Raw genomic sequence first — 24,777 nt, 5'->3', positions numbered from 1 at the left:
CTTAGACCTCCATGCCGTAGCGGTGGGCCTTATGCGTCGGGTAGAGCGCGATCTGCGGGATGGTGACGTCGGGGGTCCGCGTTGCCACGAACAGGGTGATTTCGGCGACGTTGTCCACCTCGATGCAGCTGGCGTGGATGCCTTCATTGAGTTCCTTCTCGTCAAGCCAGCCGTCGATGTAGGCGGGGACGTCGCCGTCGTAGAGGCCCTTGTCGATGATTTCGGTCATCGGGGTCTTGACGTGGGACGGGTTGATGACGGTGACGCCGATCTTCTTGTCCTTGCCTTCGAGCAAGATGTTCTTGCTGAAGCCCATCAGGCCGTGCTTGGAGGCGCGGTACGGGCTGTGCCCGGGTCCCGACGCGACGCGCGCAGACGACGAACCCATGTTGATGATGCGTCCGCCGTTTTCCTGCTTTTCCATGATCCTGAAGGCCTCCCGGCACATCAGGAACACGGCCGTCAGGTTCGGGGTCATCGTCTTGTTCCACTCGTCAAGGGTGACGTCCACTACCGGTGGGGCCAGGGAGTCGCGTCCGGCGCTGTTGACGATGAGGTCAACGCTGCCCCACGTGTTCTTGGCCCAGGCAAAGAGGTCGATGACGGACTGCTCGTCGGTGACGTCGGCGAGGATGGAGTGCACTTCTCCCCGGCCGTAGCCGCGGATGCTGGCGGTAACCTTTTCCAGTCGTTCTTCGTCGATGTCCACGAGCAGGACTTTGCTTTCGTTGGCGGCGAAGATCCGGGCAACGGCCTCGCCGATTCCGGACGCTGCTCCGCTGATGACGGCGACTTTGCCGGCCAAGGCAACTCCGGGCTGGGGGACGTATGTTTCGCTCATTTTGTTTTCTCCTCTTGGATGATGGAACTTGCAGAAAAGTGTTGGGGTAGGGCCGTGACCCGGCGGGACGCGGCGGCCGTTACGATGATGCCGCGTGGGATCGGATCGCGTCGGCGGCGAGTTCGGCAGCCTGCGCGGCGTTGGTGCGTATTTCTTCCCAGCGACGGCCTGCGACGGCGTCGCGGGTCGCGATCCAGGAGCCGCCACACGCGACGACGGAAGGCTGTCCCAGCCAGGCTGTGACCGTCTCGGGCGTGATTCCTCCGGTCGGCATGAAGGACACGTCCGGGTATGGTGCGCTGAGCGCCCGGACCAGCCGGATGCCTCCTATGGCCTCGGCCGGGAAGAGTTTCAGCAGTCGCAGCCCAAGGGACCTGGCTGCCTCAATTTCCGTCGGCGATGTGACGCCGGGAATGATCGGCACGAAACGTTCCCGGGCGCGCCGGACGACGGCGGCGTTGAGGCCGGGAGAGACGATGAAGTGCGCGCCGGCGTCTGCGGCGGCGTCCACGTCCTCTTCGGACAGTACGGTGCCGGCTCCCACCAGAAGCCCGGGGACGTTCTCGACCATGCGGGCAATTGCTTCGGCGGCCGCATCCGTTCTGAAGGTGACTTCCGCGATGGGAAGACCGGCTTCGACCAGCGTCCGGCCGAGCGGGATAGCGTCGTCGGCATATTCGATCTCAATGACGGGGACAATGGCGAGCCGGCGAAGCGTATCTTCCAGATCCTCAGCGTTCATGACTGATGCTCTCTTCCTGCAGGACAGCGTCTGTCCTGGGTACGGTGACGCTGTAGGGTCGTCCGACGGTCGGGACCGTCCACTGAAGATCTCCCGCAGTGCGGGCAAATTCGGCGGCGGCATCGTCGGGGTTGATGGTGTTGAAGTCGAAGAGTCCGAAGTGGTGCCCCACCATGGCGGGTATGCGCGCTGCCGAACACAGCCCGATGGCTTCTTCAACCGTGAAGTTTCCGGGTACGCCGTTTGTCAGCCGGTGGCTGTCGCGGCCGTTGATGGGCAGCAATGCCAGATCCACGCCGTGCTGACGGAGCAGTTGGGACTGGCCTTCGTAGGGGACGCAGTCGCCTGAGTGGTAGATCCGGAATCCGGCGATGTCGATGACGTAGCCCAGGAACACCGAGTCCCCGTGCTCGTCGGTTTCGAGTGTTTCGTGTGCGGCGGGAACTGCGGTGACCGTGATGTCCGGGGCCAGTTCGACCCGGTCACCGGCCGTGACCGGTGTGAATGAGCTGGCCGGGACGTGGCGGTCCAGGGCGATCTGGGCACGCGCCCTCGGGGCAATGAACCGGGGGCTGTTCCGCGTCTGGAGCGCCTGCACGGTAGCCGGGTCCAGGTGGTCCGTGTGGGCGTGGCTGTGAAGTACTGCGCTGACCCCTTGGATTTCTGAGGGGTCCACGGGCACTGGGTGGAGACGGGTGTGGGGGAATATGGTGCCGGCGTACTTGGTGGCGAGGCTGTCCGAGAGGTAGGGGTCCAGAAGTACCCTGCGTCCGACATGTTCGAGTGCAAATCCCGCCTGGCCCAGCCACCAGAATTTGATGTCCTCGGATGGTGTGGCTGCCTTGGTGAGGTAGCCCAGACCGGGTCCGTCTGCCAGGGTGCGAATGATGGGCTGGGAATTCATTGCCTCACCAGCCGCTCGGGGATGGTTTCGGGATCATGGTCTTCCGGGGGTGTCTGGGCTCCGGTCATGAGGGAGACGGCGTCGTTCATCGTGATCTCGGTCTTCTGCACGCAAGCGATCCGCCGGCCGAGCCTCTGGATGTGGATTCTGTCGGCTACTTCGAAGACGTGCGGCATGTCGTGGCTGATGAGGATGACTGGAATTCCCCGGTCTCTGATCTCGGCTATGAGGTTGAGGACTTTGGCTGATTCCTTCACGCCCAGCGCGGCTGTGGGTTCATCCATGATGATGACGCGGCTTCCGAACGCTGCTGCGCGAGCGACGGCGACGCCCTGGCGTTGACCGCCCGATAGTGTTTCCACGGCCTGGCCGATGTTCTGGATCGTCAACAGACCGAGGTCGCCGAGGATCTTCGCCGTTTCCTGGCGCATGGCCTTGCGGTCCAGCATCCGCAGTCCCCATCCAAGGGGTCCCGGCTTGCGGAGCTCCCGGCCCAGGAAGACATTGGCCGCTATGTCCCGGGCTGGGGCCAAAGCAAGGTGCTGGTAGACGGTTTCGATTCCTGCTGACCTGGCATCAAGCGGGGTGCGGAACCGTTCGGGTTTTCCTTTGACCCTGATTTCTCCTTCGTCGGGCACCACTGCGCCGGACAGGCATTTGATGAGGGATGATTTCCCGGCGCCGTTGTCTCCGATCACGGCGAGGACTTCTCCGGGGTACAGGGTCAGGTCCGCTCCGGCAAGTGCGGTGACGTGCCCGTAGCGTTTGACCAGGTTCCGGGCGGAGAGGATTGGCGTGATCTGCCGGGTCCGGGCCGGGTTGCTTGTCGTTGTCATCCTGCGACCTTTCGTGTCCACTGGTCCAGGCCGACGGCCACGATGACCAGGACGCCTGTGGTGAAGACCTGCCAGAGCACGTCCACGCCTGTGAGTGTCAGACCGTTGCTGAACACCCCGATGATCAGGGCGCCTAGCAGTGTGCCGAGCACGTGTCCGCGGCCGCCGAAGAGACTGGTGCCTCCGATGACGACGGCTGTGATGCTGGCAAGGTTTACGCCTTCTCCGGAGAACGGGCTGACGGAGCCGACGCGCCCGATGAGAAGCCATCCGGCAATGGCGCAGATGACGCCGGCGACGATGTAGACGCTCATGAGCACCCTGCTGGTGCGGATACCGCTCAGGCGCGCCCCTTCGGCGTTGTCTCCGACGGCGTAGATGTGTTCGCCCCAGGCGGTGCGCCGGAGGATGTAGCTGACGACGATGAAGGCTGCCAGGACGAGGATCGAGCCAAACGTTACCGGTGCCCCCAGAACACGAAACGTCTGGCCGGGCCACAGGAGCAGGTCAGGCAGTGCATTTGCCTTGATCGTCTGGCTGCCGGAGACATAGAGGTTAAGGGCGGTAAAGATGCTGAGGGTGCCGAGGGTCGCGATGAAGGGCGGTACCCGGAACCGGGTGACCAGGGCGCCGTTGAGGGATCCGCACACTGCACCGGTCAGCAGGGCAACGAGCAGCGCCAGCAGCGGGGGAGTGCCCGCTTCGGCGGCCAGCTTGCCGGCGATCACGGTGCTGAAGACCATGGCTGCTGCCACGGACAGGTCAATGCCTCCGGTCAGGATGATCAGGGTCTGTGCGATGCCGACCATGCCGATGATCTGGACCTGTTGCAGGATCAGGGAGATGTTCAGGGGTTCGATGAAGCGGGGTCCGACCGCGATGGTGAAGAAGATGCAGGCGAGGATCAGCACGGCAGTCGGCCCGAGCAGTGGGTGGGCGTGCATGGCCCGCTGGATGCGGCCCAGGAGCGGGACTTGCGGCTGGTCGACGAGGCGTTCCCCGACCCGGCGCGGGGGTGCCGGCGCGGTTGGCGGTGATGATACGGACTTCATTGTGTGTACCTTCGCTGTTCAAAGAGGTGGTGTCCCGGGGGAGCGGGGCTCATCCCCAGCAGTTCGCCAGACCCCAGGCTGTGTCCTTGGAGTCGACTCCGGCGGCGGGCTTGTCGCTGATGAGCGTCACGCCCGTGTTGGTGAAGTCCAGGCCCTGGCTGGTTGCAGGCCTGGTGCCGTCCTTGATGTAGGCGCTGATGGCCTGAAGTGCGTCACCGGCCATCTTCAGGGGAAACTGCATTGACGTGGCTCCGATGGCTCCGGCTTTGACATCCTTGACTCCGGGACAGCCGCCGTCGATGGAGACCACTGTCACTTTGTTCTCGAGGCCGGCGGCCTTGATGGATTCGAACGCGCCAGCCGCGGCCGGCTCGTTGATGGTGTAGACGAGGTTGATGCTCCGGTCGCGCTGGAGGAGCTTCTCCATGGCGGTCCGGCCGCCAGCTTCGTTGGCGTTGGTGACTTCGTGGCCGACGATGCGGGAGTCTGACTCGTCGCCGATTTTGGACTTGTCGGCGACGTCGATGCCGAACCCCTGGAGGAATCCCTGGTCTCTTTGGACGTCGACGGCGACCTGGGCGGGGCTCAGGTCCAGCATGGCGATGCGGGCCTGTTTGCCGCTGAACTGGGTGGCGGCCCACTTCCCGATGAGTACTCCGGCCTGGAAATTGTCCGTGGCGTAGGTTGCGTCGGCCGCCGAGGCCGGATTGGTGGGGGAATCCAGCACGGCGACAAAGACGCCGGCGTCGCGTGCCTTCTTGATGGCGGGAAGGATGGCTTCAGAGTCGGAGGGGGCGATCATGATGCCCTTCGCTCCCCGGGCGATCAGATTTTCAACCGCTTTGACCTGGGAGTCATTGTCACTCTGGCCCTGGCCGGACAGCGCCTGCAGCTCGAAGCCGAGTTCCGCTGCCTTCTGCTGGGCGCCTTCGCGCATCTTGACGTAGTACGGGTTGTCGTCGGTTTTGGTGATGAGCCCGACGAGCGGTTTGGAACTGCCTGAGGCTCCGGAACATCCTGAAGCTCCGATGGCGAGTCCGGCCGCGATCAAGATGGCCGTCGCGGTTTTGATCTTCGATGCACGCCTTTGTGTACGGGTCAACATTCTTCAAGAGCCTTTCTCGCGTCCACGAGCGTCGCCGCTCTGAACTTCGGGGTGCTGTTGGTCACTACATTAGCAGTAATTTTCAACCGCGCAATAGTTTTTGGCAGAAAGTTCCAACCTCGCGTAGGGTCGTTCTCATGTGTGGAATTGTGGGATATGCAGGCAGGGTGGGATCGGCTGAGGCCGGGGTGACGAGCTTGGCGGTAAGTGTGGTCCTCGAGGGCCTTCGACGCCTGGAATACAGGGGGTACGACTCCGCAGGAGTCGCGGTCCTGGCCGGGGGGAGCGTTCATGTGCGCAAGAAGGCCGGAAAGCTGGCGAACCTCGCGGCACTCGTGGAAACGGAGCCCCTGCCGGCAGCAACGGTAGGCATCGGGCACACCCGTTGGGCGACGCACGGGGCCCCGACCGATGTAAACGCCCACCCGCATCTGGCTGACGATGGCCGGCTCGCCGTCATACATAACGGGATCATCGAGAACGATTCACTTTTGCGGAGCCGGCTGGTAGCCCGGGGCCTCGTGTTCCGTTCGGAGACCGATTCCGAGGTTGCGGCGGCCCTTCTGGCGGATAACTACCGCAGCCTGGATGGGGATCGGGCCGGCGGCGACACTCTTGCCGCTGCGATGCGCCGGACATGCCAGGAGCTGGAGGGGTCCTTCACTATCCTTGCGGTGCATGCCGACCACCCGGGCCTCATCGTGGCTGCCCGCCGGGATTCCCCTCTCGTGGTAGGCCTTGGTGACGGTGAGAATTTCCTGGGATCGGACGTCTCTGGATTCATCGATTTCACGCGCCGCGCCGTCGAACTCGGGCAGGACCAGGTTGTCAGCCTCACGGCGGATGCGGTAGCCATCACCGACTTCAGCGGCCGACCCGCTGCGGGGACCGAATTCACCGTCGAATGGGAGGCCGCCGCAGCCACCAAAGATGGCCACTCTTCGTTCATGGCCAAGGAGATCCACGAGCAACCCGAGGCCGTCCGCCGCACCCTCAGTGGCAGGCTTGGCTCGGACGGAGCAGTTTCGCTGGGGGAGCTTGGAATCAGCGACAAAGCACTGGCGGGGATTCAAAAGATCGTCATCGTGGCCTGCGGCACCGCCTCCTACGGGGGCCAAATTGCCAAATACGCGATCGAACGCTGGTGCCGCATACCCGTTGAAGTCGATCTGGCGCACGAGTTCCGCTACCGGAGCCCACTGGTTGACGACCGCACGCTCGTGATTGCCATCTCGCAATCAGGCGAAACGATGGACACCCTGATGGCCGTTCGATACGCGCGGGAACAGGGTGCGACGGTCCTCGCGATCTGCAACACCGTCGGCGCCACTATTCCCCGTGAAGCCGACGGGGTGCTCTACACGCACGCAGGACCCGAGGTGGCTGTAGCCTCGACAAAGGCGTTCCTGACCCAAGTGACAGCTACACTGCTGCTCGCCTTATATCTCGCCCAGATGCGGGGCTCCGGCGACCCGACGGAAATCTCAGCCGCGGCACGGGAACTGGCCGGCATGCCGGGGAAGGTCCAGAGTGTGCTGGAAGGCGCAGGCCAAATCGAGGCTCTCGCCGCATCAATGGCCGACGTGACAGCAGTACTCTTCATCGGTAGGCATGTCGGGCACCCGGTTGCCATGGAAGGGGCTCTGAAGCTCAAGGAGCTGGCCTACATCCACGCCGAAGGCTTCGCCGCCGGCGAGCTCAAGCATGGCCCGATTGCCCTCATCGAGCCGGGCCAGGCTGTCATGGTCATCGTGCCTTCGCCGGCCGCGAGCCCGGTCTTGCACGCGAAGATGATGTCCACAATCCAAGAAATCAAGGCTCGCGGGGGGCGAGTCATCGCCATAGCAGAAGAGGGTGATGCCGCGACAACGGCGGATGCGTTGCTGACCGTGCCGGCGTCCAGCCCCCTGCTGGCGCCCCTGCTGACCGCCATCCCGCTGCAGCTCTTTGCAGCCAGCCTGGCCGGCGCCAAGGGGCTGGACATTGATCAGCCCCGAAATCTCGCGAAGTCCGTCACTGTGGAATGACACGCATGGCCAAGGTGTAGAAATTCCTACCAAATATCTAGTTATGGTGGGAAATTCCTGCTACCTTGATGCTATTGCCAATGAGGGCAAGACCCATTGCGTCCCCAACTGGTCCCGGCCACCGAAATACTGCCGCCAGCCACTGCAATGGCATTCAGAGAGGCCCAACATGTTTCAACGGAGAAACCACAAACGGGGGAGCGCGGCCGTGGCCTTGCTTGCCTGTCTCATGCTGCTGACCACCGCCTGCGGGTCCGCGCAATCCAGTCAGACATCACAGACGAATTCCGCCGCTTCGGCAGCGTTTACAACCAAGGTCACCGCTGATGTCGCGGCAGCAACCGCGCCGCAGACCCCTACGACCAACCCCGTCCCGGCCAGCGCATCGCTCTCCGCCGGGGCCAAGAAGATCGTGATCATCCCCTGTTCCATGGCCGTGGAAGGGTGCGCCCGACCTGCCCGTTCAACGCAGGAAGCCTCACGGCTCCTTGGCTGGGATGCGACCATTGACGACCCCGCAAGCGACAGCACCAAGATCTCCGCCGCTATCCAGCGTGCAGTTTCGCGGAAAGTCGATGCCATCGCGCTGACGTCCATCGACGCCGCTGCAGTCCAAGGAGATATCAAGTCCGCGCGAGACGCAGGCATCGCAGTCACCTGCAACATGTGCGGTAACAAGGATGATTTGTACGAGTCGTTGATTCCCGCCCTGGACGCTAACAACAAGGCGGGCTATCTGCTCGGTGAGTTCGCTTTCCTCGAAGCCCGTAAGCGCTTCAACTCGGCCCCCAAATTCATCGTCCTGACGGATCCGGAATTCGACACCGTCAAGGCCCGGGTGAGCGGGCTTAAGCAGTTCATCGATGACTGCAGGGCCGCCGGAGCGGGCTGCGAGCAGGTCGCGGAAAGTTCTTTCCTGGCCGGTGAAATCAGCACCGTGGCCCCCGGACGGGTGGCCCAGTTGGCGCGCAGCAACCCCCGATACAACGTGCTGTTTGCAGGATTCGATGCGGCCATGCTGTTCTTCTCCCAGGGTCTGCAGCAGGCCGGACTGGCTGACTCCAAGAAGGCGTTCGGGATTTCCGTGGACGCGGACGTCGCCAACACAGAGATGATCCGCAAAGGCGGGTTCCAGGCGGCCTCCATCGGATTTGCCTTCGGCCGTGCCGGCTATGGCCAGGTGGACAATCTGAACAGGATCTTCAGCGGCCAGAAGCCCCAGGACCAGGGCGTCACTGGCAAACTCGTCACCGCCGAGAATGCCCCGGCCTCCGGCGGCTGGGATGGAGACTTCAACGCGGTGGGCCTTTACAAGGGACTGTGGAAGGTCAGCTGACATGACGACTGCCGATTCGCCCCGCACTGTGCTCACGGTGCGGGGGCTGTCCAAGACGTTCGTTGGGCAAAAGGCCCTCGACGGCGTGAACCTCGAGCTGCGCTCGGGTGAAGTACACGCACTCCTCGGCCAGAACGGCTGCGGAAAGTCCACGCTCATCAAGTGCCTTGCCGGTTTCCATCACCCGGACGAAGGCGCCGAAATGACTCTGGACGGTGTGCCTGTCACCCTTCCGTTCGAACCCGCCCAGGCCGCGGCCATGGGTTTGGTGTTCGTTCACCAGGACCTGGGCCTTATTCCGAATCTTTCCATCACCGAGAATTTCGAAGCCTCAAGACGATACGGGACTGGGCTCTTCTCAAGGATTCCGTGGTCCCGGATGAGAGAAAACACCACCGCAGAGCTGGCGCTTCTCGGGCACCCGGATCTTGACCCCGACAGGCCGGTCGGCCGTCTCCCGATCGCCCAACAGACCATTGTCGCCATAGCGCGCGCGCTGAGCTCGGCCGGTGAAGGGGCCAAGATCCTCGTCCTCGACGAACCTACGGCTGCTCTGCCCGACTCGGAAGCCGCGTTGCTCTTCAAAGCAGTCCGACGAGTCGTGGACAGGGGCGTGGCCGTCCTCTACGTCACCCACAAACTCGAAGAGTTGTCCGCATTTGCCGACAGGGCGACCATCCTGCGCGATGGCCGGAACGTGGAAACGGTCGACATAGCCGATACCGACCGGGACAGCCTCGTTCGGCTGATCGTTGGACGAGAGGTGGAGGCCGTCACCCGCGCACATGGGCCACAGTCCACCGGACGAGAGCTCATGGACGTCCGCGGCATATCCGGAAAACGGCTCCGGGACGTCTCGTTCAAAGTCGGGGCGGGAGAAATCATCGGGATCGCAGGAATGCTGGGATCAGGCCGGAGCGAACTGGCCCGGATTCTCTTTGGTGCGCAGGAACCCGTGAGCGGCACTATCAGTGTCCAGGGCAAAGAGTGTCGGTTCAGGACGCCCCGGGATGCGGTGGCGCGGAAAATTGCCCTAATCCCGGAGAACCGGCGTCGGGACGGCGGGGTGCTCGACATGAGCGTCGGAGAGAACCTCACAATGCCATCAATCGGCCGGTTCTGGCACGGCGTCAGGCTGTCCAAAGCCGCGGAACGGCAATGGATATCGCAACAGATCCGCGACTACGACGTCAGGCCGGCTTCGTCCGGCAGGCTGTTCCGGGTGCTCTCCGGGGGAAACCAGCAAAAAGTCGTCATCGCCAAATGGTTAGAGACCAATCCCGACATTGTCATCTTTGACGAACCTGTCCAAGGAGTGGACATTGGTGCGCGGGCGGAAATATTCGACCTCATTAGCAGTGCGGCGGAACGGGGGGCCGCGGTCCTGTTGATCTCCTCCGAGATCGAGCAGATGATTGCCCTCAGCCATCGGATCCTCACTCTCCGGCACGGACGGATCGTCGCCGACGAATCAACCACAGGCCTGACCGCCGGCAAGGTCACACAGTCGATGTACTTCGACGGTGAAAGAACTAAGGAAACAACACAATGACTTCGACCCTAGACCCGACGTCCGCAACACCACCGACCAGCGACCCCCGGAAAACCGGGAAACGTTTGATGAACAGACGGCCCAACGAACCTCTGTCGTTGTTCTTTGCGCGGATAGCACTGCCGCTGCTCCTGGTGCTGTTGATTCTCGTTTTCTCCGTTGCGGCCCCCGAGACATTTGCGACTGTCGACAATCTTAAGACGGTGCTGAATCTTCAGGCGGTTCTGACGATTCTGGCAATTGGACTCCTCCTGCCGCTCATCGTCGGTGAACTTGATCTCTCCGTCGCTGCCAACCTCGGCCTTGGACTGATTCTCGTAACCGGCCTGACATCCCAGCAGGGCGTACCGGCGGTCCCTGCCATCATCATCGCCGTTGCGGCCTGCACCGCCGTCGGCCTCATCAATGGACTGCTGGTCAGCAAGGCCGGGATCAATTCATTCATCGTCACCATCGGCATGAGTACAATCCTCACGGGGCTGATTGGCGCCTACACGCTCGGCAACGTCTTTTACGAGAACATCCCCAAGGAGCTCACAGCGCTGGGACAAGGCAACCTTCTTGGCATTCCGTTTCCCGTGCTCGCCGCGGCAGCCATTGGACTGATCCTCTGGTACATACTGTCGCAGACACCTGCAGGGCGGTTTCTTTACGCCATTGGGGGGTCACGGGACGCCGCACGGCTCTCGGGGATCGCGGTACCCCGGCTCACAATCGGCGCATTCGCCGGCGCAGGCGCCCTGGCCGGCATCGCCGGCGTCATCCAGGCAGGAATCCTCGGGAGCGGCAGCCCTACAGTGGGGCCACCGATGTTGCTGCCGGCCTATGCCGCAGTCTTCCTCGGCGCCACCGCATTCCTCCCCGGAACGTTTAATGTCTGGGGGACCATTGTTGCTGTTATCACTCTCCAGGTGGGCACCACGGGACTGGCCCTCATTGGCGCGCCGTTCTGGATTGAACCATTGTTCACCGGTACTGCCCTCATCGCCGCCGTCGCCGCCACCCGGCTCCTGCGCGGCGAGGCCACCTAAGCCGGGCATGAAAGCCCAAGAAACCACCACATCAACGAGAAAGCGAATCACATGAACATCAATCTTGCGGGCAAGAAAGCTCTGGTAACAGGGTCCAGCCAGGGGATAGGCCTCGCCATCGCCAAAGGTCTCGCTGCAGCGGGAGCCACCGTGACAATCACGGGTCGCAATCAGGAGCGGGTGGAGAAGGCGGCCCAGACCGTAAACAACCTCAACCTGCCGGGACAACTCACACCGCTTGCGGTTGACCTCTGCACAGAGGAGGGAACTGCCAAACTTTTCAGTGCGCTCCCTGCCGTGGACATCCTGATCAACAATCTGGGCATCTTTGAGCCCAAGTCGTTCTTCGACATCGATGACGACGAATGGATCCGGTATTTCGAAGTCAACGTCCTCACCGGAATTCGGACGGCCCGCCAGTATCTCCCCGGAATGATGAAGGACGGCTGGGGCCGCGTTGTATTCATCTCGAGCGAATCAGCGTTGCAGATTCCGCCCGAGATGATGCACTACGGCGCAACAAAAACGATGCAGCTGGGCATTTCCCGTGGTCTGGCGGAACTGACTGCCGGGACCGGCGTCACCGTCAACTCTGTCCTGCCCGGACCGACATTCTCAGAAGGCGTGTCCGAATTTGTCGTGAAGATGGGGGGAGATTCCCAGCTCTCCGCCCAGGAACAGACAGATGATTTCGTACGGGAACACAGGCCGACATCGTTGCTGCGACGCGCGGCCACGACAGACGAAGTCGCCAACTTGGTCGTTTATCTCAGCTCACCCCAGGCCTCGGCGACTGTGGGTGCCGCTGTGTCCGTTGATGGCGGCACCCGGCGCGCGATCTTCTAAGCCGCAGTGAACGCCCAACGCAACTGTGGAGGGCGACAGGTACAGAGGCGTGGAGAGGGAACCCTTGGCACAGCGCCGGCCCTCTCCACGCCCGCTCCTGTCGTGACTTGCGGGCCGCATGATCTTTGTTCCAAGAGGGCCATTTCACCAACTAATCGCGTGCAGGCAAGACCGTGAAGCGGGCATTGTGTTTGCTGGACGGGAAGGAATGGGACGCCCAGGATTTCGCGGCCAAACCTAAGGCCTGGAGGACGCGCCACAGAAGCCACCTCCTATGCCTTGGCTGCGGCTCTCGCGCCTTCTTTCGAGACACCTCCAGGCACGGGAGCCGGGCATTCTTCGGCGCGAAGCCTCACGGGTGGGCCTGTCCTGTCGTCTCCTATAGTTACGGCGTCTTCAGGTACCTGCAGTAACGACCCCGCATTGCGTCGGGCTGCCCATTGGTTCAATGCTTCGGTTGGAGGCTTAGACGGTCGACGCCGTGCATGGCGTCTGCGGCCCGCACCAGGGTCAGGTGGGAGAAGGCTTGGGGAAAGTTTCCCGCCATCCGATTGTCCTTCATTGAGTATTCTTCGCTGAGCAGGCCGAGGTCGTTGGAGAGTCCCACCAGCATGTCCATCAGGTTCCCGGCGTCGGTCCGGCGGCCCGAGCGAGCGTACTGTTCCACCAGCCAGAAGGAACACGCGAGGAATGGATGCTCACCCGGTTCCAATCCGTCAACTCCCGTCTCAGTGCGGTAGCGCAGCAGCAGTCCCCCCGCGGTGAGCAGCTCCCTTTCCAGCTGGGCGACGGTGCTGAGCATGCGCTCATCGTCATAGGCCAGGAAGCCAACCTGCGGCAAGGCCAGCAGGGCGGCGTCGGTCTGCTGGCCGCCGTAGGTTTGCGTGAACGAGTTGAGGTCCCGGTTGAATCCGAGATCGACGACTTCCGCGGCCAAGTTCTCACGGAGTCTCTCCCATTGCTCCACAGGACCCGGCAAGCCGTGATCGCGAACGGCTCTCACCCCGCTGTCAAAGGCAGCCCACATCATGACTCTGGAGTGGGTGAAATATTGGGCATCCCCACGCACTTCCCACAGGCCGAAGTCTTTGTCCTCAAGGTGATTTTCCACGGATCCGAGCAGCGCCCGCTGAAGTGCCCATGAGAAATGATCCTCTTTGCCCCCGGCGAGACGAAGTCTTTCAAGAGCCACCATCACTTCGCCGACCACATCGGCCTGGTACTGGGACACGGCAGCGTTACCGATTCGCACCGGCCTGGCATTCCGGTATCCGGGAAGGTGGGGCAGCTCCTTTTCCGTCAGGTCCCGTTCACCCCCCACGCCGTACATTATTTGCAGGTCCTCGGGATCGCCGGCGAGGGCCCGCAAAAGCCAGTTACGCCACTTCAGGGCCTCTGTCTCATAGCCATGCGTCAACATGGCCTCCAACGTCAAGGACGCGTCGCGCAGCCAACAGTAGCGGTAGTCCCAATTGCGCGTACCCCCAAAATCCTCCGGCAGGGACGTGGTGGGCGCGGCGACAATGCCGCCGGTCTCATAGTGCGTGAGCGCACGCAGCACCAGCAGTGATCGCTTCACTGCCCCGCCGTATTTGCCGTCATCGCGGCAATTGCCGGCCCAGGTGGTCCAATAGTCCACCGCGACTTCAAGGGCAGCATCGACGTCGATAGCCGGCGGCACATCCTCGTGTGAGGGGAACCATGTCAGTTCAAAGTCCACGGTCTGCCCCTGTGCAACCGTAAACTCCCCGGCATGCCGGTGACCTTCGGCCATGGGAAGGTAATCTCCCCGTAAGGCGAGCGCGTCCGGACCCGACATGGCCAGCAGTATCTCCGCACCCCGAACCGCCGCGCTATCAAGGACCCGGCTTACCCAGGGCAACACGGTGGCGTATTGGGGCCGGATTCTGATCTCCTGGCGCATGAGGACGGTCCCGCTCAGTCCGGTCACGCGACGGACAAGACGCGAACGTCGGTCACCAACGGGCATGAATTCCGTCACCAACACCCGTCCGGTGTCGGTCTGCCACGTTGTCTGGAGTACGAACGTCGAGTCCACATAGTGACGATCAATCACGACGGCCTCTGGCGGGCTCGGCGCCAACAGCCATCGGCCGTGTTCCTCGCTCCCGAGTAGGGCGGCAAACACCGACGGCGAGTCGAAGCGAGGGAAACACAGCCAATCCACGCTGCCTTGCAGGGAAACAAGAGGTCCGGTGTGAAGATCGGATAGCAGCGCATAATCTTCTATCGGTGCGGCCATGCTTCACTCAATCACGACGGGACGGCATCCAGATAGGCCCTGCCGTTGCCCGCCTCTCGAATTCCACCGGGTTTGTTCCGTCTGTGCCGAGCATCGGGCCGTAGGGGCAGTAGGTCACGCAGTAGTTTGCTTCATTCCCGGGAGCATCTCAGGCGCGGGTGAGTCGAAGTCCTGGGGTGCAGTCGAAGAAGGCCGGCTGTACGACGCGCGCAAACGGAATGATGAGCCATTGGTTCCCGTAGAACTCCACATAGGAGTCAGAGGGGCAATGTGCGAAGGCTTCTTCGCGAGTCATGTCGTCGTTCCCTTCCATGGTGTTCCAGCGGGTAGGCTTTGCCCGGGCCGCATCATCCTGACGCCTTCAGCCCTGAGACTTCCTGACCGCCGAGCGTGAGGTCGGTGTGGTGCTACTCATCATCATAGCAGGAATTTTCCGCCTAACCATTCTTTTGGGAAGAAATTTTCCATTGAAGACCTGCCCGGCAGGAAACCGGGGAGGTCTTCAACGACTTGGGCTGTCCCGTGAGGCGTCGCTTCCTGAAGTCAGCGCCCGCGGTTGTGCATGACGTGCTTGGTGCGGGAGTAGTCATCAAGGGCGTAGGTCGTCGGTGCCCAGGGCTCCCTGGATACTGCCGGGGATGACTCCCTGTGGCGGTATCAGCAGGGCTTGATCACTGCTGCGCGAGGCAACGACGCCGGCGCGGCCGCTTCCATCAACGAGGCATCGCTTCTCGATGCCTCGGAGCGGATCAAAGCACGGCTTGCCGCGCAGAACGTTGGCTAGCCGCGCCCCGCGGAGGACGGCGGCGGGCCGCCCCGCCGTCGTCGGATTCGATCCGCACGGAATGGACGTGGGAGCCTTCGACTCCTGCAACGGGGACCGCAAGATCGATGAAGAGCCCTGGACACCGGTGCCCCGTTGTGCCGTAGGGTAACGGTCATGGAACTCCGCCTCGAGGTCGTCCAGGTACCCGTCTCAGACGTGGACCGGGCCAAGGCCTTTTACACTGACAAGCTCGGCTTCGTGCTGGATCACGACGTCGAACACATACCCGGAATGCGCGTCGTCCAGCTCACCCCGCCCGGCTCGGCAGCCTCCATTGTCATCGGAACCGGGATGACCAGCATGGTTCCCGGTAGCTTGGAAGGTCTCCAACTGGTCGTGACGGACATGGCTGCCACGCGGAGCGAGCTGCTCCAACGAGGCGCGCCCGTCAGTGAGGCCCAAGACATGGGCGGGTTTGCCTTCGCGTATTTCAGTGATCCCGACGGCAACCGCTGGGTGATCCAGGAAATCCCGTTGAAGGACACACTAAGCCGTTAACAGGCCGGGCTTATCGAGTTTGCGAGTGCCAGAGTAACGACGGTGAGAAGTTCCGGGCCTGTGCGCTGGCAAAGTGCGCGGAAGCAACGAGCCGTGGCATCGCGGGCGCGACCGGCGTAGCCTGCGCTTAGGCGAATACAGCGCGCACCTGCGCGTCGGCACGAAGCGGGCGGTGCCCATGAAGAAGTTCGGAACAGAAGACAGCCACAGCCCTCCGGCGGCTCCGGCCGAACCGGGGCGCCTGTCACCGCACCCTGGTTCGTTGCGCCTCGCCGCCACCTTGGCGTTTGCCGGTTTCGTGGTATCCGTGGTTGCCGGGCTGTTCCACGCCGATTCGGCGAGCGCGAACGACCACCCTGCGACGTTCGCTGAGTACGCCCGCAGCGGCATCTGGACGGCCGTCCATCTCGGCCAGTTCGTCGGCATGGCGCTTCTCATCTCGGGGCTGCTGGTCCTGCTGGTGGTCCTGAAAGCGCCGGACGGGGCCATGGCCTGGACGGCCCGGTTCGGCGCGGTGGCGGCTGTCGCGGCACTGGCACTGTATGCCTCGCTCCAAGCCGTCGACGGGGTTGCCCTCAAGCATGCCGTCGACGCGTGGGCTGCCGCGGCCGAACCGGAGAAAGCTGCCCGGTTCGCGACCGCCGAGGGTATCCGGTGGCTGGAGTGGGGCATGCGCAGCTACCAGAGCTTCATGCTGGGCGCGGCACTCCTGCTGACCGGCGCCATGGTTGTCAGAGCACGCCGCGTCTCCCGGCTGATCGGCTACCTCATGGCGCTCTCCGGCCTCGCGTACCTCGCCCAGGGCTGGATCATCGGGGCCGAAGGCTTCTCCCCGGCGAACACCATTCCCACGCTGGCAGGCATTGTCCTGATCCTGGTGTGGACCGTGTGGTTGCTGCTCAGCGCGTGGTTTGGCAACGATGCGCCGTCGCTGGACATGTGACGCGGGTAACGGGCCACTCACGGCCGAAGTCGCCGGAAAGCTGCCCGTTCGCCGGAAAGTTCCGGCGAACCCGCAGGCTTCCGGCGAATTCGCGCATCGGAGCCGGGAGCGTAGCGGACATCGGCTCCCTGGATCAGGGCTGCCGGTAGCGGATACCCCAGCTGAGGTCCCAGGTCTCGCCGGGGGCCAGCCAGCGCAACCCCTCACCGCTGTTGAAGGCGTCGGCCGGAGCCGTCATCGGTTCCACCGCCACCGCAGTGACCGGGCCGTCTGCGCCGGGGAAGACGCGGGTGGTGAATGCCTGGATGTAGCCGAAGGACGCATCCATGAACAATTGCACCTGGCTGCCGTCGGGGGCCTCCAGATAGTGCAGCGAGCTGCCGTCGGGTTCTCTGCGGACGTTGCCCCACGCATCGTCGAGGGCGACGGCGCCCACTAATTGCCCCGCCCGGAAGTCGTGGCGGGTTCCGTGGACAGCCGTGGTGGCGCCGGTCGGATTTAGCCGGTGGTCGACTTCGATGTGGGTGTCGGCATTGATGACGAGCGTCAGGTCCTCGGTCGGCACGGCACCCAGCCGGAGGAAGGGATGTGCCCCGACGGCGACCGGGGCGGCCCGGCTGCCGGTATTGGCCAGGCTGTGGGTGACAAGGAGTCCGTTGTCGGTGAGGCGGTAGCAGACCGCCGTCGAGAGTTCAAAGGGGTAGCCCTGTTCGGCCGCGACGTCGGCGGTAAGCGTGATGCTGTCCGGCGTCCGGTGCGCGACCCTGTACGCGGCGCCGGACAGCAGGCCGTGCAGGGCGTTGCCGTTGCCCGGTTCCGTGATCTCCAGTTGCTGCGGGACGCCGTCGTAGGTCCACTTGCCGTCGGCCACCCGGTTGGGCCACGGCACCAGGACCCAGCCGGCGCACGACGGCGGAGCGGACTGGGCGGGATAGTCCTGCACAAGGGCGACGCCGTCGATTTCCAGGGCACGCAGGCTGGCGGCGATTTCCGTCACGACGGCTTTTTGGCTGCGGCCTCCCAGCGTGGCCTGCAGCTCGAAGTGCGCGCCCATCGGTGAACGTGTCTGGTGCGGCCCCGGCTGGTTCTGCACTGCCTGATTCTGCACGGTCAGCCTGTCTGTGACGTGGGTGAGGGCACGGTGCCGGCGGTTGTGCCGAGGCCGGCGGGATCTGCCAGGAATGGGGTGAAGGCCAGTTCCGCGGCTCCGATCATCATCAGATCAGAGCCGAGGGCTGCGCGGTAGATTTTTGCCTGTCCGGCGGGGCCGTCCATTGCCTGGGACAGCAGCATTGCCTGCAGCGACCCCGGGGCGAGCGCGTGCAGGGTTCCCAGGAAGCCGTCAAGGACGATTGCGTCGGGGTTGAAAATGTTCACAGCGTTGCGCAGGGCTATGCCCAGATAGGTCAGCTGGCGTGCGACTTCGTCGCTGAGCCCGGCGCTGTTGCTGTTCCCGAGGGCTTTTTCGAGGTCGGCGGTGTCGCCGCTGCTCAAGCCGGCCAGTTCGAGGAGGCGGCCTTGGGAGACCTCGGTTTCCAGGCAGCCCGCGGCACCGCAGTGGCAGGTGGTGCCGCCCGAGCGGACAAAGGTGTGGCCGAGTTCCCCGGCATAGCCGGAGGCCCCCCGGAGCAGTTGCCCGTCCGCGATGATCCCGCCGCCGATGCCGCTGGCACCACCGTTGAGGTAAATCAGATTGCCCGGCCGGGCACCAACACCGGCACCAACACCGGTACCAACACCGGCGCCGGCGCCGAAAATCAGCTCGGCTTCGGCGCCCAGGGAAGCGTCGTTGGCGGCCTGGCAACGGTAGCCGGTGGCCTCGCTCAGCATCCGGGCGACCGGCTCATTGCGCCAGCCCAGGTGCGGCGCGTGCCGCACGACGCCGTCGTCGCGATTAACCAGGCCCGGCACGGCCATGCCAATGCCGGTAATCCGGTAGGAGGCATCGAGCTCGGACCGCATCCCGGCGATGACGGCCGCTGCGATATTCACCGCCTCCCGGGCGCTCGGAATCCGTTCCGTTTCGAAGCGGATCTTCTTCTGGACCTTCCCTCCGAGGCTGACCAAGCCGATGGTCACTGCGTCGACTTCCGGATTGACGGCCAGCGCCGCAATCGACGGGCTGGGGTGGACCTCGGGACTCGGCCGGCCCACCTGCCCCTCGCCGGCGGGCGCCGTTTCATAGACCAGCCCCAGCGAGGTGAGCTGTCCGATCAGTGTCCCGACCGTGGAGCGGTTCAGCCCCGTGTGCCGGGTCAGCTGGGCGCGGCTGAGGACGCCGTGGTGATGGACGAGGGAGGTCAGCAACGACAAATTGTTTCGGCGCGACGGATCCGACTCGCCCGCCGGGGCCGAGGGATGGGTACGTGGAGGCATCATCGTGACACTATCAGCGGCCGAACACCGTGCGGTCCAGGAAGGCGTTGCGGAATTTTCCGGCCGGATCCAGCCGGCCGGCCAGCGCGGTGAAGTCGGCAAAGCGGGGATACAGCGGGGCGATGGCGGCGGCGTCGCCATGGAACAGTTTGCCCCAGTGGGGGCGGGCGCCGAACGGGGCCAGCTCCGCTTCAAGAAGGGGCAGGATTGCCGTGACCGCGGGCTCGTCCTGGCGCCAGGTGAAGTGCAGGCCGATCCCGTCTCGGCCGTAGTTGGGGCTGAGCCACAGCTGGTCGGCCGCGATCGTGCGGATTTCCCCGACCAGGAGCAGGGGAGTGACGATGTCCGAGAGGCTCCGCATCGTGCGGAGGGCGTCGACGGCGTGCTCCCGCGGGATCAGGTACTCGCTTTGGAGCTCGTCACCCTTGCTCGGAGTGAATTCCATCCGGAAGTGCGCGAGCCTGTCCGACCATGGCCCGGGAACGCCGAGTTGCTGCGTGCAGTTGCTGCCGGACACGCCGGGCAGCGGGTGCCGGGCCTGCGTGGCCGGCGTGCCGGCGAAGAATTCCTGCAGTCCGGCGGGCAACGCCGTGTGGTCCGTGCGGTTCTTGAGCCAGGCCTGGCCCACCGTGGGCCCGCTCCAGTCGGTGAACAGGCTCACGCTGTAGGCCGCTGACGTCACGTCGTCGAAGCTGCCCAGGACTTGTTCCCAGTCAAGGCCCTCAAAGACACTCTGGGCAATCTCGAAGCTCGGTTCGATATCCAGGGTCAGGCGGCTGACGACGCCCAGTGCCCCCAGGCCCACCACCATGCCGTCAAAGTCCGGGTCGCCGCGCCGGGCCGTGACGACTGTGCCGTCGGCGGTGACCAGCTCAAGCTCCGCAACGGCGGTGGCGAGATTGCCGTTGCCGTCCCCGGAGCCATGCGTGGCGGTGGCGACGGCGCCCGCCACCGATATGTGCGGCAGCGAGGCGAGGTTGTGAAGGGCAAAGCCCTGGCGATGGAGCTCCGCCGCGAGCGTCCCGTAGCGCGTGCCGCCGCTGACGGTGACGGTCATGTTCTGCGGATCGACGCTGATGCCGGCGTCGAGCCGGTCCAGCACCACCAGTGTCCCGGCCGTGTCCGCAATGTCGTTGAAGGAATGGCGGGACCCCAGCGCGCGGACCTTCCCGGTGCCGGCCACCAGATCCTGCAGTTCCGCCATGCTCGCCGGACGGGCGATCCGCGGTGCCTGGTAGCCGTAGTTCCCCGCCCAGTTGCGTTCGGTCACCATCTGATCAATCACGGTTGAATCCTTCACTCGGGGGCCTCGCTGCCCTGGTTCCTGTCTCGCCTGGCACTTATTTGCTGTTTTTCACAACATAACAGCCCTACGGGTAATCCGCCAGAGTGCGGCACAAGTACGGCGGCCATGCTTCGGTCAAGTGGTTGACATCACTAAAATCCATAATATGTTTGTCTCTAGAACAATTTCGTTTGAACCACCCCTTCTCAGTAACCGCACACACCTCTGGAGCATTCAATGGCGATTCAGCCCACCCGTGAAGACAAGTTTTCCTTCGGCCTCTGGACGGTCGGCTGGGAGGCCCAGGACCAGTTCGGCTCCGCCACCCGCCCGCCGCTGGACACGGTCGAAGCCGTCAACAGGCTCAGCGACCTCGGCGCCTACGGCATCACCTTCCACGACAACGACCTCTTTCCCTTCGGCTGCTCGGCCGCTGACCGCCAGCGCGAAATCGACCGGCTGACCGGCGCGCTGAAGGCCACCGGGATGATCGTCCCGATGGTCACCACCAACCTCTTTAGCCACCCCGTCTTCAAGGACGGCGGGTTCACGAGCAACGACCGCGGCGTCCGGCGCTTCGCCCTGCGCAAGGTCCTGGACAACATTGACCTCGCTGCTGAGCTCGGTGCCGAAACCTTCGTCATGTGGGGCGGCCGCGAAGGCAGTGAATACGACGCCGCCAAGGACATCCGCGGCGCACTGGAACGCTACCGCGAAGCCGTGAACCTGCTCGGCGACTACGTCACGGACAAGGGCTACAACATCCGCTTCGCCATCGAACCCAAGCCGAATGAACCCCGCGGCGACATCCTCCTGCCCACGCTGGGCCACGCCCTGGCCTTTATCGAAACGCTCGAGCGCCCCGAACTCGTGGGCATCAACCCCGAAACCGGGCACGAGCAGATGGCCGGCCTGAACTTCACCCACGGCATCGCCCAGGCGCTCTACCAGGGCAAGCTCTTCCACATCGACCTCAACGGCCAGCGCAGCATCAAGTTCGACCAGGACCTGGTGTTCGGCCACGGCGACCTGCAGAACGCGTTCTCCCTGGTGGACCTGCTCGAAAACGGCGGCCCCGACGGCGGCCCCGCCTACGACGGCCCGCGCCACTTCGACTACAAGCCCAGCCGCACCGAGGACATCGACGGCGTGTGGGACTCCGCCGCCGCCAACATGCAGACTTACCTGCTGCTCAAGGAACGCGCCAAGGCCTTCCGCGCCGACCCCGAGGTCCAGGCCGCACTGCAGGCCTCCCGCGTTGCCGAGATCAACGAACCCACGCTCAACCCGGGCGAAGGCTACGAGCAGCTCCGCGCGGACCGCGCTTCCTACGAGGACTTCGACGCCGACGCCTACTTCGGCGGCAAGGGCTTCGGCTTCGTCAAGCTGCAGCAGCTCTTCATCGAGCACCTGCTCGGCGCCCGCTAATACCGTGACGGCTGCTCCCATGACCCTTGTTGCCGGCGTCGACTCCTCCACCCAAAGCTGCAAGGTGGTGGTCCTGGACGCGGAAACCGGAAAGCTGGTCCGCGGGGGCCGGGCCGGCCACCCGGACGGAACGGAAGTCCACCCGGACCACTGGTGGCAGGCTTTGTCCGAAGCGTTCGACGACGCCGGCGGGCTGGCGGACGTCAGCGCGCTGTCGGTGGGGGGCCAGCAGCACGGCATGGTGCTGCTGGATCACGCCGGCAATGTGGTGCGGCCGGCGTTGCTGTGGAATGACACCCGTTCCGCCGCCGCCGCGGCCGCACTCACCGACGAAGTGGGGGCGGACGACTTTGCCCGCAGGACCGGCCTGGTCCCGGTGGCCTCCTTCACCATCACGAAGATCCGCTGGGTCCGGGACCACGAACCGGACCTGGCGGATCGGGTGGCGGCCGTTGCGCTGCCTCATGACTGGCTGACCTGGCGGCTCCGCGGCTACGGCCCGGCAGCATCCAGCCCGCTGGGCCCGGACCTGGACCAGCTCACGACGGACCGCTCGGATGCCAGCGGAACGGGCTATTGGAGCCCCTCTTCCGGCGACTACGATCTCGAGCTGTTCAAGCTGGCCTTCGGCCGGGATGCCCGGGAAGCTACCGGGAATGCCGGGCCGGGGGACTCCGGGACCGTGATTCTGCCCCGCGTTCTGAGTCCCGGCGAGGCTGCCGGGGAGATCCACCCCGTTTGCTTCGGATCCCCGGCTGAGCTGCCCGGCGCTGCTGGATCCGGCACATTAGCGTCAGGGCCCCGGATCCTGTTGGGTGCCGGTGCCGGGGACAACGCGGCCGCCGCACTGGGCCTGGGTGCCAAAGTCGGGGACGTGGTGGTGTCCGTGGGCACCAGCGGCACGGTGTTCTCCGTGGCGTCGCAGGCCGTTGCCGACCCCAGCGGCACGGTGGCAGGCTTCGCGGACGCCAGCGGCGAATACCTGCCCATCGCCGTCACACTGAATGCCGCGCGGGTGCTCAGCTCCGTGGCTGGCATCCTGGGTGTGGACTTCGATGAATTGTCGCGCCTTGCCCTTGAGGCCGAGCCCGGCGCTGGCGGCGTGGTGCTGGTGCCGTACTTCGAAGGCGAGCGCACGCCCAACCTGCCGCACGCCAAGGCCAGCTTCCATGGGCTCAGCATTGCCTCCAGCACCCGGAGCAACCTTGCCCGGGCCGCCATCGAAGGCATGCTCTGCGGGCTGTCCGGCGGCCTGGATTCCCTCCGCGCCCAGGGCAGCCCGGCAACCCGCCTGCTCCTGATCGGCGGTGCCGTGCAAAACCCCGCGGTGCAGGCCATCGCGGCCCAGGTCTTCGACCTGCCGGTCGTGGTCCCGAGCCCGGGGGAGTACGTGGCCCGGGGGGCGGCCGTGCAGGCAGCCTGGACGCACTGCGGCAACCGCCCGGCATGGCCCGTTGCGGTGGACGCTGCTCCGGCCCCGGACTTCCACCCGGAAATCCAGCAGAACTACCTGAGGGCGAGCCGCCACATTGACCCCGGCGACTGAGCCGCCGCGGCGGCTACGGCCGCGGCGCGTCCGGCGTCGGGATCCCGGCGGCGGGAGGGGCTGTCGATTCCCGGACCACAAGGTGGGTTGCGAGTTCGACCCGCCGCGAGTCGAGCTCCTCGTTGTTGGCCAGCCGGAGGACGGCGCGCAGTGCGGCGCGGCCCATCTCCTGCAGCGGCTGCGTCACGGTGGTCAGGGCGGGGATGGACTGTTCCGCCTGGTACGTACCGTCGAAGCCCACCACGCTCAGGTCTTCGGGGATCCGCAGCCCGTGCCGCCGGGCTTCGGCCAGGACGCCGAGGCCAATGCTGTCGCTCCCCGCGAAGATGGCGGTCGGGGGCTCTGGGAGGGCCATGAGCGCCTTGAGCGAGCGGATTCCGTGTTCGGGGCGGAATTTGTCCAGCATGACGTAGTCGGGCCGGACCTGCACTCCTGCGGCCATGAGTGCCGCCATGTAGCCATGGAGGCGGGCCTGGTTGCATTCGGCCGATTCCGGTCCGCCAACGTAGGCGATCCGCCGGTGGCCGAGGCCGAGCAGGTGCTCCGTGGCTTCCTTTCCGCCCGCCCAGTTGGTGGCCCCCACGCTGACAACCTCCGACGGCGGCGGGTTGAGCGGATCGATCACCACCACCGGGATGTGCCGCCGGCGGAAGGCGCTCAGCTGGGCCGTACTGAAGCCGGACGTCACCACAATCAGACCGAGCCGGCCTTCATCCAGGATGCGCTGGGCCCGCCGCTCCGGACTGAGCGTCATGGCCGCCGGGTGCCCGGTCACGTCGATCAGGACCTGGATGTCAATGGACGCGGCCTGCTCCAGCACTCCGTTCAGGACCTCGACGGAGTAGGCGGAGTACAGCGAGTCGAAAACCACTTCCACGATCCCGGTCTGGCCCTCGGCATGTTTGCGCTGGTGCGTGGACTGGTAGCCCAGCTGTTCAAGCGCCGCCAGGACCCTGGTGCGGGTACTCTCGGCAACGTCCTCCCGCCCGTTGATGACCTTGGAGACCGTGGGTGAGGAGACGCCGGCCTCCCGGGCGACGGCGGCAAGGGTTGGCCTGCCGGGACCCTGGACTATTGACACGATGGCTCCTGTACTTTCGAAATATTTCGATACGAAGAAGTTTCGCCCGGTTTGTCCATTGCGTCAAGTCGTCGCGGCTTGAAATACCTGAAGTTTCCGAATCCGCCCTTGACTGTGATTGCAGTCACCATTAGTTTAGTTTCACAAGTCGCAGACTTTTACGAAACTTTTCGAAATTTTGCTTTACCCGATCAGCAGCGGCAGTGCAGCCTTCTTCGCGGAGGGTTGGGCTGCCGCCACTCACACCCGGGCCATCAGC

At 64.4% G+C, this 24,777-nt stretch carries 21 protein-coding genes; 9 read left to right on the top strand and 12 right to left on the bottom strand.

Annotated features, from left to right (window positions below; translation table 11 throughout):
* Position 1: 1 nt before the first annotated feature.
* The 6 genes from C9424_RS07255 to C9424_RS07230 form a co-directional block, all read right to left on the bottom strand.
* On the bottom strand, positions 2–841 hold the full coding sequence (locus C9424_RS07255) for an SDR family oxidoreductase (protein WP_091253117.1): 840 nt from the start codon (positions 839–841) through the stop codon (positions 2–4).
* Positions 842–920: 79 nt separating this feature from the next.
* A complete protein-coding gene (gene eda, locus C9424_RS07250) occupies positions 921–1,583 on the bottom strand; it encodes a bifunctional 4-hydroxy-2-oxoglutarate aldolase/2-dehydro-3-deoxy-phosphogluconate aldolase (RefSeq protein ID WP_116766213.1) in 663 nt (220 codons plus the stop codon).
* Positions 1,573–2,487 (bottom strand): MBL fold metallo-hydrolase, encoded by a 915-nt coding sequence (locus C9424_RS07245; RefSeq protein WP_116766212.1) that lies wholly within the window; start codon positions 2,485–2,487, stop codon positions 1,573–1,575. Before C9424_RS07245 ends, eda begins: the two co-directional genes overlap by 11 nt.
* Positions 2,484–3,323, bottom strand: coding sequence for an ATP-binding cassette domain-containing protein (locus tag C9424_RS07240; RefSeq protein WP_116766211.1), 840 nt, complete (start codon positions 3,321–3,323; stop codon positions 2,484–2,486). Before C9424_RS07240 ends, C9424_RS07245 begins: the two co-directional genes overlap by 4 nt.
* Positions 3,320–4,375 (bottom strand): ABC transporter permease, encoded by a 1,056-nt coding sequence (locus tag C9424_RS07235; protein WP_116766210.1) that lies wholly within the window; start codon positions 4,373–4,375, stop codon positions 3,320–3,322. The genes C9424_RS07240 and C9424_RS07235 overlap by 4 nt, the downstream gene beginning before the upstream one ends.
* A gap of 49 nt (positions 4,376–4,424) precedes the next feature.
* Entirely contained in the window at positions 4,425–5,480 is a 1,056-nt protein-coding gene (locus tag C9424_RS07230; RefSeq protein ID WP_116766209.1) for a substrate-binding domain-containing protein, read from the bottom strand.
* A 137-nt stretch (positions 5,481–5,617) separates the two neighbouring features.
* Here C9424_RS07230 and glmS point away from each other — a divergent pair, with 137 nt between their 5' ends.
* The 5 genes from glmS to C9424_RS07205 all read left to right on the top strand — a co-directional run bounded on the left by glmS (position 5,618) and on the right by C9424_RS07205 (position 12,272).
* On the top strand, positions 5,618–7,507 hold the full coding sequence (gene glmS, locus C9424_RS07225; protein WP_116766208.1) for a glutamine--fructose-6-phosphate transaminase (isomerizing): 1,890 nt from the start codon (positions 5,618–5,620) through the stop codon (positions 7,505–7,507).
* Complete coding sequence (locus tag C9424_RS07220; protein ID WP_133247489.1) at positions 7,464–8,843, top strand: substrate-binding domain-containing protein; 1,380 nt, start codon at positions 7,464–7,466, stop codon at positions 8,841–8,843. Before glmS ends, C9424_RS07220 begins: the two co-directional genes overlap by 44 nt.
* A gap of 1 nt (position 8,844) precedes the next feature.
* Positions 8,845–10,395, top strand: a complete 1,551-nt coding sequence (locus C9424_RS07215; RefSeq protein ID WP_161958205.1) for a sugar ABC transporter ATP-binding protein — start codon at positions 8,845–8,847, stop codon at positions 10,393–10,395.
* 68 nt (positions 10,396–10,463) lie between these two features.
* On the top strand, positions 10,464–11,426 hold the full coding sequence (locus tag C9424_RS07210) for an ABC transporter permease (protein WP_161958204.1): 963 nt from the start codon (positions 10,464–10,466) through the stop codon (positions 11,424–11,426).
* Positions 11,427–11,477: 51 nt separating this feature from the next.
* Positions 11,478–12,272, top strand: a complete 795-nt coding sequence (locus C9424_RS07205; RefSeq protein ID WP_116766204.1) for an SDR family NAD(P)-dependent oxidoreductase — start codon at positions 11,478–11,480, stop codon at positions 12,270–12,272.
* Positions 12,273–12,717: 445 nt separating this feature from the next.
* Here the strand turns inward: C9424_RS07205 and C9424_RS07200 are convergent, their stop codons facing one another.
* Positions 12,718–14,535, bottom strand: coding sequence for a glycoside hydrolase family 15 protein (locus tag C9424_RS07200; RefSeq protein WP_116766203.1), 1,818 nt, complete (start codon positions 14,533–14,535; stop codon positions 12,718–12,720).
* 148 nt (positions 14,536–14,683) lie between these two features.
* Positions 14,684–14,830, bottom strand: coding sequence for a hypothetical protein (locus C9424_RS21405; protein WP_161958203.1), 147 nt, complete (start codon positions 14,828–14,830; stop codon positions 14,684–14,686).
* Positions 14,831–15,475: 645 nt separating this feature from the next.
* On the opposite strand from C9424_RS21405, the gene C9424_RS07190 reads away from it, so the two are divergent.
* Together C9424_RS07190 and C9424_RS07185 are read left to right on the top strand one after the other, a co-directional pair.
* Positions 15,476–15,859 (top strand): VOC family protein, encoded by a 384-nt coding sequence (locus C9424_RS07190; protein ID WP_116766202.1) that lies wholly within the window; start codon positions 15,476–15,478, stop codon positions 15,857–15,859.
* Between the two features lie 178 nt (positions 15,860–16,037).
* Positions 16,038–16,802: a DUF4386 family protein gene (locus tag C9424_RS07185; protein WP_116766201.1), complete on the top strand. Its 765-nt coding sequence runs from the start codon at positions 16,038–16,040 to the stop codon at positions 16,800–16,802.
* A 133-nt stretch (positions 16,803–16,935) separates the two neighbouring features.
* Here the strand turns inward: C9424_RS07185 and C9424_RS07180 are convergent, their stop codons facing one another.
* From C9424_RS07180 to C9424_RS07170, 3 genes are all read right to left on the bottom strand, one after another.
* Positions 16,936–17,895: an aldose 1-epimerase family protein gene (locus tag C9424_RS07180; RefSeq protein ID WP_237563343.1), complete on the bottom strand. Its 960-nt coding sequence runs from the start codon at positions 17,893–17,895 to the stop codon at positions 16,936–16,938.
* Positions 17,896–17,912: 17 nt separating this feature from the next.
* Positions 17,913–19,109, bottom strand: coding sequence for an ROK family protein (locus C9424_RS07175; RefSeq protein WP_237563342.1), 1,197 nt, complete (start codon positions 19,107–19,109; stop codon positions 17,913–17,915).
* 82 nt (positions 19,110–19,191) lie between these two features.
* Positions 19,192–20,451: an FAD-binding protein gene (locus C9424_RS07170; protein WP_161958208.1), complete on the bottom strand. Its 1,260-nt coding sequence runs from the start codon at positions 20,449–20,451 to the stop codon at positions 19,192–19,194.
* 249 nt (positions 20,452–20,700) lie between these two features.
* Between C9424_RS07170 and xylA the strand changes: the two genes are divergently transcribed.
* Both xylA and C9424_RS07160 read left to right on the top strand, forming a co-directional pair.
* The gene (xylA, locus tag C9424_RS07165) at positions 20,701–21,891 is read left to right on the top strand and encodes a xylose isomerase (protein ID WP_116766199.1); all 1,191 of its coding nucleotides are present in this window, start codon (positions 20,701–20,703) and stop codon (positions 21,889–21,891) included.
* Between the two features lie 19 nt (positions 21,892–21,910).
* Positions 21,911–23,437, top strand: coding sequence for a xylulokinase (locus tag C9424_RS07160; RefSeq protein WP_116766198.1), 1,527 nt, complete (start codon positions 21,911–21,913; stop codon positions 23,435–23,437).
* 13 nt (positions 23,438–23,450) lie between these two features.
* On the opposite strand, the gene C9424_RS07155 is transcribed toward C9424_RS07160, so the two are convergent.
* Positions 23,451–24,521, bottom strand: a complete 1,071-nt coding sequence (locus C9424_RS07155; RefSeq protein WP_442862019.1) for a LacI family DNA-binding transcriptional regulator — start codon at positions 24,519–24,521, stop codon at positions 23,451–23,453.
* Positions 24,522–24,777: the final 256 nt, after the last annotated feature.

The organism is Arthrobacter sp. H-02-3 (genome assembly GCF_003097355.1).
Lineage (GTDB): Bacteria > Actinomycetota > Actinomycetes > Actinomycetales > Micrococcaceae > Arthrobacter > Arthrobacter humicola.
Note: the sequence above shows the minus strand (reverse complement) of the source record. Positions and strands in the feature narration are given on the sequence as shown.

What these genes read in the sequence shown, in the direction of transcription:
- C9424_RS07255 (WP_091253117.1), bottom strand. Translation starts at nt 841, where the DNA reads ATGAGCGAAACATACGTCCCCCAGCCCGGAGTTGCCTTGGCCGGCAAA.
- eda (WP_116766213.1), bottom strand. Translation starts at nt 1,583, where the DNA reads ATGAACGCTGAGGATCTGGAAGATACGCTTCGCCGGCTCGCCATTGTC.
- C9424_RS07245 (WP_116766212.1), bottom strand. Translation starts at nt 2,487, where the DNA reads ATGAATTCCCAGCCCATCATTCGCACCCTGGCAGACGGACCCGGTCTG.
- C9424_RS07240 (WP_116766211.1), bottom strand. Translation starts at nt 3,323, where the DNA reads ATGACAACGACAAGCAACCCGGCCCGGACCCGGCAGATCACGCCAATC.
- C9424_RS07235 (WP_116766210.1), bottom strand. Translation starts at nt 4,375, where the DNA reads ATGAAGTCCGTATCATCACCGCCAACCGCGCCGGCACCCCCGCGCCGG.
- C9424_RS07230 (WP_116766209.1), bottom strand. Translation starts at nt 5,480, where the DNA reads ATGTTGACCCGTACACAAAGGCGTGCATCGAAGATCAAAACCGCGACG.
- glmS (WP_116766208.1), top strand. Translation starts at nt 5,618, where the DNA reads ATGTGTGGAATTGTGGGATATGCAGGCAGGGTGGGATCGGCTGAGGCC.
- C9424_RS07215 (WP_161958205.1), top strand. Translation starts at nt 8,845, where the DNA reads ATGACGACTGCCGATTCGCCCCGCACTGTGCTCACGGTGCGGGGGCTG.
- C9424_RS07210 (WP_161958204.1), top strand. Translation starts at nt 10,464, where the DNA reads ATGAACAGACGGCCCAACGAACCTCTGTCGTTGTTCTTTGCGCGGATA.
- C9424_RS07205 (WP_116766204.1), top strand. Translation starts at nt 11,478, where the DNA reads ATGAACATCAATCTTGCGGGCAAGAAAGCTCTGGTAACAGGGTCCAGC.
- C9424_RS07200 (WP_116766203.1), bottom strand. Translation starts at nt 14,535, where the DNA reads ATGGCCGCACCGATAGAAGATTATGCGCTGCTATCCGATCTTCACACC.
- C9424_RS21405 (WP_161958203.1), bottom strand. Translation starts at nt 14,830, where the DNA reads ATGACTCGCGAAGAAGCCTTCGCACATTGCCCCTCTGACTCCTATGTG.
- C9424_RS07190 (WP_116766202.1), top strand. Translation starts at nt 15,476, where the DNA reads ATGGAACTCCGCCTCGAGGTCGTCCAGGTACCCGTCTCAGACGTGGAC.
- C9424_RS07185 (WP_116766201.1), top strand. Translation starts at nt 16,038, where the DNA reads ATGAAGAAGTTCGGAACAGAAGACAGCCACAGCCCTCCGGCGGCTCCG.
- C9424_RS07170 (WP_161958208.1), bottom strand. Translation starts at nt 20,451, where the DNA reads ATGGTGACCGAACGCAACTGGGCGGGGAACTACGGCTACCAGGCACCG.
- xylA (WP_116766199.1), top strand. Translation starts at nt 20,701, where the DNA reads ATGGCGATTCAGCCCACCCGTGAAGACAAGTTTTCCTTCGGCCTCTGG.
- C9424_RS07160 (WP_116766198.1), top strand. Translation starts at nt 21,911, where the DNA reads ATGACCCTTGTTGCCGGCGTCGACTCCTCCACCCAAAGCTGCAAGGTG.